We start from the raw sequence: 12,672 nt of genomic DNA on the forward strand, positions 1-12,672 counted from the left end.
CAAAGCGGACATGGGGTCGCCAACAGAGGATGCGCGCCTCTAGACCGGCATTGATTAGCCCATCGGCGGGCGCGCCCTTTGCACCATGACCGAAAGGCGTAAGCAAAAAGAAAGGCCCGGTCACAAGGACCGAGCCGGTTTGAGAGGATAGTGGCGAGGGCGGCCGCGGCCGCCCTCGTGAATGGTCATTCTGCGGCGATGGGATGCGCCTGATCCTGCTCCTCATCTTCGGCAGGCTCTTCGTCCTCGCTGTCGCCCATGAGGAAGTCAGGCAAGGTTTCTGCTTCCGCGCCACCGGCATCCGCCGCATCTGCGCCGGCATCCTGGGCGTCCATTCGCAGTGGCTCCGGCAGCCAGCCACTGCCTGCCAGCAGCCGTTCGGCCTCCGTGGCCATCTCGCCCTTCTTAAGATGGCCGATCAGTTCCACAGCCTGCTCGCCTGCACCCTCACGTACCGCCTCGAGGATGCGCGCCTTGGTCACGCGGCCGAGGTAGTTCGCGACGGTCGGCTTCCAACCCGTCTCGACCAGATCGAGACCGGTCATCCGCGCGAGACGATCTGCCTCCTGCACGCGGCGATCCAGGCCATGCTGGCTGATGCCATTGCCGCTATAGGGGTTGGGACGCTCGTAGAGCGCGTTGACCCCGAAGCTGAGGCAATGTGCCACCAGCGCCTGACGGCTGGCCTCGTCGAGAGCGTGCAGCCAGTCCCAAAGCCGGTCATCGCCATCATCGAGCGGGATATCCGCCCGCCATGCCGCATGCCGCTCGCCGATGGACTGCGCCGGGATCGAGTCGCCGAGATCCGGGGCCTGCACCGACAGATGCACTTCGCTGATGCGGGCCTGCAGCGCATTGCCGGAACTGCGGATGCCGAAGCAGTCGAGCACCAGCCGGTGCAGCAGCGCGGTCATCGCGATGCGCGGGTTGTTGGCCACGGCATCGCGCAGCGCGAGGGTCCGATGCGCCGTCAGTTCGATCACCAGGCGTTCAGGCAGCGGCTTGATTGCCTCGTCCTCGTCTTCCTCCTCTTCGGGCGCTGTGGCCGGCTCGCCCCCGAGGGTGATCACCGTGCGCTGATGATGGGCCTCCGGCTCAGCGCGTTGCAGCACTTCGCCTGTCTCGGGATCGACGATCTCGGGTTCCGATTCCAACGGTGCTTCATCCTCGGCCCGAACATAGCCGCGCTCGATCAGCAACGTGCCATCGACATCGAGGCTGATGAAGACCCCGGCCCGCGCCATCTGCGCCGGATCGTAGATCATCGGCCGCATTTCGAAGGCGCCGAGGATCTTCTCGATCTCGCCCAGCCGGGCATCGACCTCATCGGGGTATTCTTCCGCTTGCGTATACTCGGCCTCGAGCCGGTCGTATTCGTCGCGCAGCGCCTCGCGGGTGGCACGCTCATCTTCGGTCAGGTCGACCGTAGTGCCGATCAGCTGCCGCATGCCATAAGCGTGGCTATAGGGGAAGCTGACCGCGACCTCGATCCATTTCCAGCCCTCGGCGGCGATGGCCTCGGCCTCGGTCTTCAGCTTCTCGTTCACCAGCCGCTCGAGCAGCGCCGGATCCTGCAGCCAGCCGCCATCGTCCTGCTGGAAGAGGTCGCGCAGCACATAGCCGCCCGCCGCCTCATAGGCCTCAATGCCGACAAAGATGACGCGCTTGTCGGAGGCCCGCACCGTGGTCTCGGTCAGCAGACGGCGGATCTGATAGGGCTCCTTCGACCAGCTGTCCTTCACCGCATCCCAGACCTGAACCTGGCGCTCATGGTCGGAGGAGATGGTGAAGGCCATCAGCTGCTCCAGCGTCATGCCGTCCTCGGCATAGATCTCGAGCAGTGCGGGCGCGACCGAGACCAGCCGCAGGCGCTGTTTCACCACCTTGGCGTCGACGAAGAAGGCGGCGGCAATGGCCTCCTCGGTCATGCCCTTCTCGCGCATGGCCTGGAAGGCGCGGAACTGGTCGACCGGATGCAGCGGCGCGCGCTCGATATTCTCGGCGAGCGAGACCTCGTCGATCAGCACATCGTCGGTAGCGTCAGAGACGATGCAGGGAACCGGTGCGGTTTTGGCGAGGCGCTTCTGTTTCACCAGCACCTCAAGCGCCCGGAACCGGCGGCCGCCGGCAGGTACTTCGAACAGGCCGGTCTCGGCACCATCCTCGCCCAGAACCGGGCGGACATGCAGGGACTGGATCAGTCCGCGACGGGCGATGGACTCGGCCAGTTCATCGACCGAGACACCGGCCTTGACCCGCCGGACGTTCGACTGGCTCAGCACCAGCTTGTTGAAGGGGATGTCGCGCGAGGACGACAGGGTGACTTTCTGAACGGCAGTGGCCATGTCAGATACTCCGAGGACGGGCGCCGGGGAGACCCTCTCTCCAGCTACCAACCCGTCATGGAAACCCCCTCCCCTCTCTCCCTCTCCTGCCCGGCGGGCCGAGAAGAACCGGAAAGAAGAAGTAAACCCGCAATGAGCCGAGTTCCGTCTGGAGCATTGATATTTCCGGGAATTCCTTGGCCTAAGCGCAAGCTTGTGCGAGAACATGGCGATCCCGCCATGCGCCAGATCTTCCCTGTCAGCCAAAAGGAATTTTCATGTATCATCACATCCTGATTTCCACCGATGGATCGGAAACCGCCACCAAGGGGCTCGACCACGGGTTGACGCTGGCAAAGACCCTCGGCGCGAAGGTGACCATCGTCACCGTGACGGAAGCCTTCCCGATCTATGCGGCGGCTGCGGGCGGGGCATGGGTCGCGCCCATCGAGGTCAGCGGCGGGTTCGAGGAAAGCCAGAAGGAGCTGGCAGATGGCATCCTGAAGACCGCGAAAGAAGCGGCTGACAAGATCGGCGTGGCCGCCGAGGTTCTCCATGTCCCGAATGCCCAGCCGGCCGAGGCGATTGTCGAAACCGCAAAAGCGCGGGATTGCAGTCTGATCTGCATGTCCTCGCATGGGCGGCGTGGCCTCGGACGCCTGCTGCTCGGTAGCCAGACTGCCGAAGTTCTGGCACACAGCCCGGTCCCGGTGCTGGTCGTCCGCTGAGGGCGGACAGGGATGCCTGCGATGCAAATCGACCCGGCGCCCGACGCGTCTCCATCTCCGGAGCCCTGCGTTGTCCGACGATGACCTGCCATCTTCATGGCTCGACCTCCTGTGCGACGCGGAGGGTAAGCCTGAGGGAATCCTGTCGCTGATCGGGTCGGAGGAGAACGCGGAGACCGAGCAGATCGCCGAGCGCCTGACGGATCGCGGGCTCTTCAGGGTAGTGAGCGCGAAACGCTACCAGCTGACCGAAGCGGGGCGCGAAGTTCTTGCCTGGTCACCCAGGTCAAAGCTGCGCAACGCCGCTGGCAAAAGTGGTTGGCTAGGCAGGCTGCTGTCGCGCCGCTAGCGCCGTGCGGGCAGGCAAGACGACTGCCTCTGGGCGGCATCCCGCCCAGCACTCACCGCAGATCCTTGCGAGCAGAAGACGCGCTCCCTACCTCCTGGTCGGGCGAAGATGCCAGCGACAACAAGAACATATGGGCATGCTGACAATGCGCTATCTGCTTGCATATTACTCCGGCACCACCAGCCAGTGGCGGCACCTCGACACCAATCTGCTGCCACAGCAGATCGACAGAGCCGAAGATCTGGCGGCGGCGCTGGAAAACGCACCGATGATCGCGCTGTCCTGGATGTTGGAGCGCCGTGCATTCGGCAGCTATCAACCGGCCGGAACCAGTGAGAGCGACGCACGCGTGATGGTTTATGAACTGGACCCGACGGCTGCTTCACCGCTCGGCAATGGCACGGACTATGTCGGGCTGTGGCTGGAAATGTTCATGCAGACGAACGAGCCGATCGGAACAATCGCCCTCGGGGCAGGAAAGCCGACAGCACAGGAGACGGCTATCGGCGCTCTCCGGCAACTGGCGAACACCCCGCTGCAAGCCACAGATGAGGCCTGCCAGCAGACAATGGACCGCATGCGCGATTACGCTCCTTCGGCGGTTGAGCGCGTCGAAATCTCGCCGGAGGCGAAGAAGCAGGAAACGGCTTGAACGGCCGAGCGGCTCGAAATTGACGATTCCGGTCGCGCGCCAAAGCTGCCATGGTCATCGGGATCCAACCGGAGTTAGTCTTATGACCACGATCAACGATATCGCCGCCAAAGTCGCGGAAGAGAATGGCCTGACCAAGGCTCAGGCCAAATCTGCCGTCGAGGCGGTCTTCAAAGCCGTGACCGACGCCGCCATTGCCGGCGAAGAAACCTCGATCCCGGGCTTCGGCAAGTTCAAGGTCAAGGAAACCGCGGAGCGCGAAGGCCGCAACCCGGCAACCGGAGCGACCGTGACCATTGCCGCATCGAAGAAGCTGGCCTTTACGCCTTCCAAGGCCGTGAAAGACGCGCTGAAGGCGTGAGGCCACAGGCAGACCAGGCGCCTCTGCTGCATGGACAGGTTTCCCCTTGCAGCAGAGAGCGGTATCGCTCTCAGCGCTTCTCCTTGAGCCATTTCCGGATCCGGGCTCGCGCATTGGCATAGGGAGAAGATGTATTGAACTGGATCATCCGGCCCTTCGTCCATTTCCTATACCAGGGCCCGCCGTAGAGTTCGGCGTCGGACCGAGCGGAAATCTTGTCGACCAGCAGGGTCTTAGCCTCGGTAAGGCGTGCCAACAGGCTGGACCAATCCAGACCCTCATGATCCCTGTAGAACTTCTGGGCCAGCAGACCGAGTTCATTCCATTTGAACCCGGCCTCGGGATGATCGACCGGTTCGCCCCGGTCATCTCGCTCCAGCCACTTCAGAACCAACTCGTTCCACCCGATCAGGTACGCCACCAAATCGGCAGCGCTCATCATGGTCCCCGCCGCGTGACCCGCGAGTGATGCTTCCCGTACACGGTCAGTGGGAACCCTCGCGAGATCGGCGGAGAGGCGATCATATGTCACTGAAATCGCCGCCAGTAACTCGGCTTTGGAATTGGGAACCGCCATCTAAATCTTGCCCGTCAAGAAACCGCAATTCTTCGCAGACCATCTGACTGACGCTTCAGGTGACATGTTGCAAGCCAAACCCGTCCTGTGGAGATCTTGCCGCCTGTCGCTCATAGATCACCGCGGGCACGCAGGCTGATCTCGCGCCCTGCCCCGACGATGATGTGGTCATGCAGGGTAAGACCCAGCGTTTTGCAGCCCTTCTGGATCTCCTTCGTCATCTTCAGGTCCGCATCCGACGGCTCGGGATCACCACTGGGGTGATTGTGCACGAGGATCAGCGCCGACGCGTTCATCAGAAGCGCACGTTTCAGCACCTCGCGTGGATAGACCGGCACATGATCGACCGTGCCGACCGAGACCCGAACATCGGAAATCAGCCGGTTTTTCCGGTCCAGGTAGAGTACGTGAAAGCATTCAACCTCACCGCGCACAGCCAGGGCACAATAGTCCAGCACGGCCTGCCACGAGGAGAGCATAGGGTTCTGGTTGAAATAGCGCGCAAGAATCTCGCGCGCTTCAAGGATGACGGTTTGCTCCTGCTCAGTCATCGGCCCGGCCTCCGGGCCCGCCGGCAAGCCTTGCGCCCCCATCGTCGTCATCATCTGACACGACGAATTGGAATTCCTGGGTGATGGAGTCGTTGAGCCGGACCGCCAGCTCCATATTCGTGGCAACCGGAAGGCCGAGCGCCATGAAGGCGGCGTAAACAGCGGTATCCACTTTTTCGTCGAAGGTTTGCATCAGGGGTCTCGCGGAATGAGAAGCCCGCCGCCGGTGCCTATGGGGCCGCGAGCGCTCGGGCTTGAAATGGTGAGAGACGCGGCAACCCGTGACCTGCAGGCGGGCTGCCGCGCGATGGTGGTAAGTGTTGAAATGCAGCCGGCTTCAGCCCGCGCGCTCGAGCAACTTCTTGGCCTTGCCCTCCAGCTCAAGCCGGGTGTCCTGCTGGGTCTTGTCCCGCGCGAGGCGCGTGATCCCCTGAACAAAGTCAAAGATACTCTCTGCCGGGTGGCCCTCTTCCACCAGAACCTTGTCGATGATCTTGCCCGCTTCGAGCTTCGAGAAGCCGCGCTTGCGCAGGAAGGTTTCCCGGTCCTCATCCGTCCGGGCCACAATCTGCTGGCGGGCCGCCTTGATCCCGTTGATGAACCCCGAGGGCGAGGAATTGGCAAAGCGGGTCAGCGCCGGGGCTGCCTCATGCGCGAAGCGGGAGGCAGCGTATTTCGAATGGCGGATGGTGATCTCTTGGAATTCTTCCTGCCCCCAGATATTGCGGTTCTGGCACACGGCGCGCAGGTAGAAGCTGGCGATGCCGAGTGTCTTTGCCCCGACCTCCGAGTTCCAGCAATAGAAGCCCCGGAAGTAGAGATCCGGAGATCCATCGGGCAGTTTGCCCGCCTCGATCGGATTGTGATCATCCACGAGGAAGAGGAACACATCGCGGTCCGAGGCATAGAGCGTGGTCGTGTCGCGAGTGATGTCGACGTCTGGGTTGTAGACCCCGGTCGACCAGTCGAGGGTGCCGGGCACCTTCCAGCGGGTGTCGCCGGTGCCATTGCCTGCGATGCGCTGCACAGCCTCGACCAACTCGTGATCATAGATTCGTCCGTAATCCGGGCCGGTGACCGCGCGCAGTTCCGTCCTGCCATCTTCGGTCTCGAAGGTCTTGATCTGCTCGGCCCGATGGCCGGAGAGACCATACTGCAGATTGATCCCCGCCAGAGGTGCGGGCAGCTGACGCAGGTAGGATGCTGGCGCACCGACCAGGCTGGCAAGCTGGCCAAAGGCCCAATGGGTCGGCGTAAGCGGCGCATCCGCCTTCGGCAGGATCAGCTGCAGCCGTTCGGCATTGTCGCGGCTGGCCTCGACATGGATCCTCGCCGTCTCGACGACGCGGGACGTGCTGCGCTCCGAGCGCGCCTTGACCGAGGCCCAGAGGTCATCGAGCGAGAGATAGCGTTCATCATCGGGCCGGTTGAACCACTCGGATGACACCCGCCCGTTGCGCTCACCCCGGCTGACATCCACCTTGTAGCTGCCGAGCACCGGGCGCGCGGGTTCCAAATTCTGCATGTTGTTCATGACAGTCACTCCGCGACGGGCCGCCGGAGGCCTCTCCCCCAGCCCGGACCCGTCACGGGAAACCCACCCAACACTTTAACTCTCAGAGGGAGCTGCGGGCCTCACTCCGGAACGGGGATATAATGGCAGCGCAAGACCCGATCACGGGTCAGGCTTCACTCCGGCCCTCTCGGTTTTACCGTGCGGCCATCACCTGATTTCCCGAAGCTGTGCAGTTTCAACCCCAGATTGGTTGTAATTTCCGCAGCATATGCGCTTATCTGTCTGGTATTCGCGGCTCCCATCGCCCAAAGCCGCTCGAACACCGTCACGTATGCCTGGGTAAAACCATACGGGCAATCAAAGAGGACAAAATGGCCGATATCGATCTCAACGCCCTGTCACTCACGGAGCTGAAGCAACTCGAAAAGAACGTTGCAAAGGCCATCACAAGTTTCGAGGATCGCCGAAAGTCAGAGGCACGCGCCAAGGTCGCAGAACTGGCACGCGAACTCGGCTTCAGCTTTGACGAATTGGCCGGATCCGCTCCGATCCGTAAACGTGCAGCATCCGAGCCGAAGTATCGCCACCCCGAGAACGCCGAGATCACCTGGTCGGGTCGCGGGCGTAAACCGGCATGGATTGTCGAGGCACTCGCTGCCGGGAAGTCTCTCGAGGATTTCGCGATCTGATTGGGAAGCTCCCGCCATGTACCAGCCGGTGAACGCCGTCCGTTTGCACGTCACGCTGGCCGATATTGACCCACCGATATGGCGGCGTCTGGTCGTGCCAGCGGACTGGACCCTCGACAGGCTCCATCTCGTGCTTCAAGCCGCGTTCAGTTGGACCGACAGCCATCTGCACGAGTTCCGGATCGGCGGATTGCGCTATGGCAACCTCGATCAGCTTGAGGATGGTTTTGGCGGAACGCGGATCCTCGACTACACTGAGGTCAGACTGGCCGATTTCACCGGACAGGATCTCAGCTTCAACTATCTCTATGACTTCGGCGATGACTGGACCCATGCGATCCGGATCGAGGAATGGCTGGCCCTCGATCCCCCGCCCCGCCATGCCGAATGCATTGACGGTGCCCGCGCACGACCGCCAGAAGACGTTGGAGGCCCGTGGTCATACGCGGAATTCCTCGAGACGATCCGCGACCCGGAGCATGAAGACCACAAGGCGCATCTTCGCTGGGCAGGCGGACATTTCGACCCCGAGTGGTTCGACCTGGACCTGATCAATAAGGATTTGCGGAATACCTTCCGCACCAACGTCAGCAGGCGTATACATCAGCCGAAGTCCAAAGCTCCCAATCGTTGAGAAAACGACACAGACGGGCGGAAAGCCAACCGACGATAGTGCAGCAATGCAGTTGCGGCGACAGCGGGAAAGCGGTCATTCACACGACATGTAGAGCCCGGCTGCATAGCTTACTGTGATGGGCAGAAAGCGGCCTGACCGTGTTGCGGCGTGGCAGCCGCAGCGCAGATTCGAAAGCGTTCACGAAGAGCGCGTTGGTTCTGTGGTATCCATTGACCCTCTCAGGCTCTGCATGGCCTGGGTCGTGTTGACAAAAGGGATTCTGCTGGTCGGCGACCTAGATTTAAGTTCATCTCTACGTGGGAGATGAACTTGGTGTGCAACCTGACATCCGACGAGGAGTGGACATTCCTCGAGGGCTTCATTCGTGCCGTCCGGCACCCGACCGGGCGGAATCCTGCGGACCACCGTCTTGTTCTGGAAGGAATTTTCTGCTGGAGCGTAATCCGCCATTCCTTCGAGACATGGCACGGCACAAGTACCGGCGCGCCATGGCGTGATCTGCCCGAAGAGTTCGGCAAGTGGTCGTTGGTCTACCGTCAGTTCCGCCGGACTTGGGCGGGGCTGTGCGAGGACATCCTGGAGGCCGCTCGAGCCATGCAGGGATCGCGCCAGACAAGCACCGGATGGTTGATAGCACTGTGATCCGTGCCCATCATCATGAGTTGGGCGCGAAACGGGGACTGCTGACAAGAGACTCCTAGCCATTCTGGAGGTGGGTTCCCGACCAGCGGCCATCGTCCTTCGTCAATGGTGCTCGCTTCCCGATGAGGACCGGGATCACACCCGGGCAGAGTTCCGATGACACTGGCAACAATATGGTGATGGCCGGCAATCTGCTGCAGCCCGCCGCTCTGGTCGCGGACAGCGGCTATGGCTCTGATAAAACATGGGAAGCCGTCGAGAGCCGCCTCTTCATCTCCATGCTCGTATTTGACGATGTGCTTTTCCGGAACGAAACGAATATCGGAATTCTGCCTGGATCGCTGGTTTCTGGAGTGGCAGGGTTCGCGATCTTGTCGCTGGCCAAGAGAGAGCGGCTGCCAGGTCAGGCTTGAACGCCAGCCGCGGGGCGGAACACGTGGGTCGTATCCATGTCACGTGCATCCGGAAACCCTGTTCCATCTATGATTTTGCAACACACATATGACATTCATACTCGATTCCCGATGCCCGCGCTGCTAGGGCTGATCGGGATTGGAATGCGAAGACATGCTGCGAAAACTCTGGACGGACTTCATCTCGCTGATCCTGCAGCGGCCCTCCCGTTATCAGGTGGCGGCTTTGTGCTGGCGCGAGGCGGGGCATGGCAAGGCAGGCGCCGCGATCGAGATCCTGCTGATCTCCTCGCGCACGACGAAACGCTGGATCCTGCCGAAGGGCTGGCCCAAGACCGGGCAGGATGCGGCTGGTACCGCGCTTGAGGAAGCCTGGGAGGAAGCGGGCATCCGCATTGACGGCCCGCCCCCTCAAAAGATTGGCCGCTACAGCTATCGCAAGCGGCTGGAGGGGGGTGTGCCCGTCCATACGGTCGTGGATGTCTATGCCATACATGCCGACCGCCTGCTGGACATCTATCCCGAGGCGGGCCAACGGGACCGGCAGTGGTTCTCGCCGGAAAAAGCGGCCCAGCATGTGCAGGAACCGGATCTGGCATCCCTTCTGCGCGACAGTAGCCGCCTGATCGCCACCCTCCCTTCGTAACCTGAATCTGCCTCTGGACCAAAGCCTCATGACCGACCTGAACGAGCCGAGTCCGCGCGATCAGCCCGAGCCGGGCTGGCAGATCCTTGACCGCGATCTCAACCGGATCTCGCGTGTGGAATATGCCACGACCTATGTCTCGCAGCCTCTGGTGGCGGTGGGCATCGCACTAATCTTCGTCGCCCTGGCGGCGCTTTGGGGCGGGCTGATCGCGGGCGGCGGCTCGGGCAGTCTGGTCATCATCGTCGCCTCTGCCTTTGCGGCCTATCTGGCCCTGAACATCGGTGCAAATGACGTGGCCAACAACATGGGCCCGGCGGTCGGAGCCGAGGCGCTGACCATGACCGGTGCCCTGATCGTCGCCGCCATCTGCGAAACGGCGGGCGCGCTGATCGCCGGGGGCGATGTGGTGGACACGATTGCCAGCGGCATCGTCAGCCCCGAGGCGCTGGCTAATGATTCGGTCTTCGTGATCGCGATGATGGCCGCACTTCTCTCTTCGGCCTTGTGGCTGAACCTTGCCACATGGCTGGGGGCACCAGTTTCGACCACGCATGCTATCGTGGGCGGCGTCGCCGGGGCGGGGATCGCGGCGGCGGGCTTCGGCGCGGTGGATTGGGCCGGCATCTCGCGCATCGCGCTCAGCTGGGTCGTGTCACCCGTGATGGGCGGCGCGATGGCGGCGGGCGCGTTGTGGATCGTGCATCGGCTCATCATCGACCGGCCCGACAAGATCGCTGCTGCACGCATCTGGGTGCCGGTGCTGATCGCGGTGATGTGCTGGGCCTTTGGCACCTATCTTGCGCTGAAGGGGCTGAAGCATCTGTTCGACATCTCGCTGGGTCAGGCGATGCTGATCGGACTCGTCTGTTCCTGCCTCGCCTGGGCGGCATCGCGGCCCTATATCCTCCGCCGCGCGCGGGGGCTTGAGAACCGGAACAAATCGCTGAAGGTGTTGTTCCAGCTGCCGCTGGTCCTGTCCGCCGCGCTTATGAGCTTTGCCCATGGCGCGAATGACGTGTCCAACGCCATCGGACCGCTGGCCGCCATCGTCTCGGCGCTTGGCCATGCTGGCAGCGGGGATCAGATTGCCGTGCCCCTGTGGGTGATGGTGATCGGGGCTTTCGGCATCTCGCTGGGGCTGATGCTGTTCGGTCCGCGGCTGATCCAGATGGTAGGCGACCAGATCACAAAGCTGAATGCGATGCGGGCCTATTGCGTGGCGCTGTCGGCCGCCGTCACGGTGATCGCCGCCAGCTGGCTGGGCCTGCCGGTCAGTTCCACCCATATCGCCATCGGCGGCATCTTCGGCGTGGGGTTTTTCCGCGAGGCGGTCGAGGCCCGGCGGATGCGGGAGATGGCGGGCGGGGTCGCGCTGCCCGACATGCCGGTCGAGGAACGCCGGCGTCGCAAGCTGGTGCGCCGGTCGCATTTCATGACCATCGTCGCCGCCTGGGTCATCACCGTGCCCGCAACCGCCTTCGCGTCCGGCCTGCTGTTCTACCTGCTGGGACGCCTTCAGCAAGTGACGATCAACTGATTCCAGGGGCGCGGCGCTTTCAGGCGGTCGTGAACCCGCACCTCTGCCGGGTTCACGGCGACCGCCAGATCATGTCGCCGGAATTGGTCGCTCACCTTTTCCAGCGCGGCGACGACGGTGATGCCCCACAGTTTGGCGCCCGACAGGTCGATGGTCATCGAGCCATCGTGATCTAAGGCGTCGATGTGGCAAAAGTAGATCTGCCTTTGTACCTCATTCGGAATTGGATCGTGATGGAGGTGAGATTGCTGCTTGTTGCCAAACTGGCTGCTTCGGGAATGCTGCGTTACAATCGGAGTCAACACCGACCGTCGGCTTTGGGCCGGCCGGTAGGGAACCCGCCGACCGGCCGCTAGCTACAAGTCTATCCCCTCGGACAGCGTCAGCGCGTCGTCGAGATCGACGCCGAGATATCGGACAGTGCTATCCATTTTCGTGTGACCGCGCAAAAGCTGAACGGCCCTCAGATTGCCGGTTTTCTTGTAGATTTGCGCAACCTTCGTCCGGCGCATCGAGTGGGTTCCATAAGCGCTCGGCTCGAGACCTATCGACGAGACCCAGTCACGGAGGATGCGGGCATACTGCCGCGTCGACAGATGCACCCTGTGGTGCAAACGGCTCGACCATAGATACTCCAGCCCGAGCATCTCCGGCTCAGCGATCCAGCGCTCTAAAGATTGCCTTATGGCTTCAGTGATCTCGAACCGAACAGGCTTACCTGTCTTGCTCTGGGTGACCGAGGTGCGTTCCTTCACCCTCCCTGCCGCGAAGACGTCGCGGACTTTCAGGCAAACGAGGTCGCATCCACGAAGCTTGCTGTCGATGGCCATGTTGAACAGCGCAAGATCACGCCGGTTGTCTGCCATCTCAAGGCGGACCCGGATGGACCAGACATGCTTCGGCAACAGGGGGCGCTTCTGGCCGATGATGCGTCCCTTGTTCCAGGCGGGGTGTTCACGCCTTAGGGCCGGCAGAAAATCGATGGGCATGGCGATACCTCCTGCCCCCAAGCCCACCCTGACTTCGGATGATCCGACAGGTGCCATT

At 62.3% G+C, this 12,672-nt stretch carries 15 protein-coding genes and 1 pseudogene; 9 read left to right on the plus strand and 7 right to left on the minus strand.

The window, feature by feature from the left end:
• Window positions 1–185 precede the first annotated feature (185 nt).
• Window positions 186–2,345, minus strand: a complete 2,160-nt coding sequence (locus tag AC4FS3_RS03330; RefSeq protein ID WP_491019373.1) for a ParB/RepB/Spo0J family partition protein — start codon at window positions 2,343–2,345, stop codon at window positions 186–188.
• 257 nt (window positions 2,346–2,602) lie between these two features.
• Between AC4FS3_RS03330 and AC4FS3_RS03335 the strand changes: the two genes are divergently transcribed.
• From AC4FS3_RS03335 to AC4FS3_RS03350, 4 genes are all read left to right on the plus strand, one after another.
• Window positions 2,603–3,052, plus strand: a complete 450-nt coding sequence (locus tag AC4FS3_RS03335) for a universal stress protein (RefSeq protein ID WP_491019374.1) — start codon at window positions 2,603–2,605, stop codon at window positions 3,050–3,052.
• Between the two features lie 70 nt (window positions 3,053–3,122).
• Entirely contained in the window at window positions 3,123–3,401 is a 279-nt protein-coding gene (locus AC4FS3_RS03340) for a hypothetical protein (RefSeq protein WP_491019375.1), read from the plus strand.
• A 145-nt stretch (window positions 3,402–3,546) separates the two neighbouring features.
• Window positions 3,547–4,053: a hypothetical protein gene (locus AC4FS3_RS03345; protein ID WP_491019376.1), complete on the plus strand. Its 507-nt coding sequence runs from the start codon at window positions 3,547–3,549 to the stop codon at window positions 4,051–4,053.
• 82 nt (window positions 4,054–4,135) lie between these two features.
• Window positions 4,136–4,414, plus strand: a complete 279-nt coding sequence (locus AC4FS3_RS03350) for an HU family DNA-binding protein (protein WP_491019377.1) — start codon at window positions 4,136–4,138, stop codon at window positions 4,412–4,414.
• A gap of 70 nt (window positions 4,415–4,484) precedes the next feature.
• On the opposite strand, the gene AC4FS3_RS03355 is transcribed toward AC4FS3_RS03350, so the two are convergent.
• The 4 genes from AC4FS3_RS03355 to AC4FS3_RS03370 all read right to left on the minus strand — a co-directional run bounded on the left by AC4FS3_RS03355 (window position 4,485) and on the right by AC4FS3_RS03370 (window position 7,076).
• Window positions 4,485–4,991 carry a ClbS/DfsB family four-helix bundle protein gene (locus AC4FS3_RS03355; protein ID WP_491019378.1) on the minus strand — a complete coding sequence of 169 codons (507 nt, stop codon included), beginning with the start codon at window positions 4,989–4,991 and terminating at the stop codon, window positions 4,485–4,487.
• 110 nt (window positions 4,992–5,101) lie between these two features.
• Entirely contained in the window at window positions 5,102–5,542 is a 441-nt protein-coding gene (locus tag AC4FS3_RS03360) for a JAB domain-containing protein (RefSeq protein WP_491019379.1), read from the minus strand.
• Window positions 5,535–5,735 (minus strand): hypothetical protein, encoded by a 201-nt coding sequence (locus tag AC4FS3_RS03365; protein ID WP_491019380.1) that lies wholly within the window; start codon window positions 5,733–5,735, stop codon window positions 5,535–5,537. Before AC4FS3_RS03365 ends, AC4FS3_RS03360 begins: the two co-directional genes overlap by 8 nt.
• Before the next feature lie 144 nt (window positions 5,736–5,879).
• A complete protein-coding gene (locus AC4FS3_RS03370) occupies window positions 5,880–7,076 on the minus strand; it encodes a DUF932 domain-containing protein (RefSeq protein WP_491019381.1) in 1,197 nt (398 codons plus the stop codon).
• Between the two features lie 353 nt (window positions 7,077–7,429).
• Here AC4FS3_RS03370 and AC4FS3_RS03375 point away from each other — a divergent pair, with 353 nt between their 5' ends.
• The 5 genes and pseudogenes from AC4FS3_RS03375 to AC4FS3_RS03395 all read left to right on the plus strand — a co-directional run bounded on the left by AC4FS3_RS03375 (window position 7,430) and on the right by AC4FS3_RS03395 (window position 11,625).
• Window positions 7,430–7,747 (plus strand): H-NS histone family protein, encoded by a 318-nt coding sequence (locus tag AC4FS3_RS03375; RefSeq protein ID WP_491019382.1) that lies wholly within the window; start codon window positions 7,430–7,432, stop codon window positions 7,745–7,747.
• 16 nt (window positions 7,748–7,763) lie between these two features.
• A complete protein-coding gene (locus AC4FS3_RS03380) occupies window positions 7,764–8,381 on the plus strand; it encodes a plasmid pRiA4b ORF-3 family protein (protein WP_491019383.1) in 618 nt (205 codons plus the stop codon).
• A 306-nt stretch (window positions 8,382–8,687) separates the two neighbouring features.
• Window positions 8,688–9,310 (plus strand): annotated as a pseudogene (locus AC4FS3_RS03385) (transposase); the annotation flags it as partial.
• 283 nt (window positions 9,311–9,593) lie between these two features.
• Window positions 9,594–10,085 carry an NUDIX hydrolase gene (locus AC4FS3_RS03390; RefSeq protein ID WP_491019384.1) on the plus strand — a complete coding sequence of 164 codons (492 nt, stop codon included), beginning with the start codon at window positions 9,594–9,596 and terminating at the stop codon, window positions 10,083–10,085.
• A 28-nt stretch (window positions 10,086–10,113) separates the two neighbouring features.
• Entirely contained in the window at window positions 10,114–11,625 is a 1,512-nt protein-coding gene (locus AC4FS3_RS03395; protein ID WP_491019385.1) for an inorganic phosphate transporter, read from the plus strand.
• Here the strand turns inward: AC4FS3_RS03395 and AC4FS3_RS03400 are convergent.
• Window positions 11,604–11,783, minus strand: coding sequence for a hypothetical protein (locus tag AC4FS3_RS03400; protein WP_491019386.1), 180 nt, complete (start codon window positions 11,781–11,783; stop codon window positions 11,604–11,606). The genes AC4FS3_RS03395 and AC4FS3_RS03400 overlap by 22 nt on opposite strands.
• A gap of 198 nt (window positions 11,784–11,981) precedes the next feature.
• The gene (locus AC4FS3_RS03405; protein WP_491019387.1) at window positions 11,982–12,614 is read right to left on the minus strand and encodes a tyrosine-type recombinase/integrase; all 633 of its coding nucleotides are present in this window, start codon (window positions 12,612–12,614) and stop codon (window positions 11,982–11,984) included.
• Between the last annotated feature and the right edge of the window lie 58 nt (window positions 12,615–12,672).

The organism is Pseudogemmobacter sp. TB195 (assembly GCF_058313095.1).

Excerpts from the sequence above, each read along its gene's own strand:
- AC4FS3_RS03405 (WP_491019387.1), bottom strand. The coding sequence starts at position 12,614 with ATGCCCATCGATTTTCTGCCGGCCCTAAGGCGTGAACACCCCGCCTGG.
- AC4FS3_RS03400 (WP_491019386.1), bottom strand. The coding sequence starts at position 11,783 with ATGACCATCGACCTGTCGGGCGCCAAACTGTGGGGCATCACCGTCGTC.
- AC4FS3_RS03390 (WP_491019384.1), top strand. The coding sequence starts at position 9,594 with ATGCTGCGAAAACTCTGGACGGACTTCATCTCGCTGATCCTGCAGCGG.
- AC4FS3_RS03335 (WP_491019374.1), top strand. The coding sequence starts at position 2,603 with ATGTATCATCACATCCTGATTTCCACCGATGGATCGGAAACCGCCACC.
- AC4FS3_RS03355 (WP_491019378.1), bottom strand. The coding sequence starts at position 4,991 with ATGGCGGTTCCCAATTCCAAAGCCGAGTTACTGGCGGCGATTTCAGTG.
- AC4FS3_RS03375 (WP_491019382.1), top strand. The coding sequence starts at position 7,430 with ATGGCCGATATCGATCTCAACGCCCTGTCACTCACGGAGCTGAAGCAA.
- AC4FS3_RS03380 (WP_491019383.1), top strand. The coding sequence starts at position 7,764 with ATGTACCAGCCGGTGAACGCCGTCCGTTTGCACGTCACGCTGGCCGAT.
- AC4FS3_RS03345 (WP_491019376.1), top strand. The coding sequence starts at position 3,547 with ATGCGCTATCTGCTTGCATATTACTCCGGCACCACCAGCCAGTGGCGG.
- AC4FS3_RS03395 (WP_491019385.1), top strand. The coding sequence starts at position 10,114 with ATGACCGACCTGAACGAGCCGAGTCCGCGCGATCAGCCCGAGCCGGGC.
- AC4FS3_RS03350 (WP_491019377.1), top strand. The coding sequence starts at position 4,136 with ATGACCACGATCAACGATATCGCCGCCAAAGTCGCGGAAGAGAATGGC.
- AC4FS3_RS03330 (WP_491019373.1), bottom strand. The coding sequence starts at position 2,345 with ATGGCCACTGCCGTTCAGAAAGTCACCCTGTCGTCCTCGCGCGACATC.
- AC4FS3_RS03360 (WP_491019379.1), bottom strand. The coding sequence starts at position 5,542 with ATGACTGAGCAGGAGCAAACCGTCATCCTTGAAGCGCGCGAGATTCTT.
- AC4FS3_RS03365 (WP_491019380.1), bottom strand. The coding sequence starts at position 5,735 with ATGCAAACCTTCGACGAAAAAGTGGATACCGCTGTTTACGCCGCCTTC.
- AC4FS3_RS03370 (WP_491019381.1), bottom strand. The coding sequence starts at position 7,076 with ATGAACAACATGCAGAATTTGGAACCCGCGCGCCCGGTGCTCGGCAGC.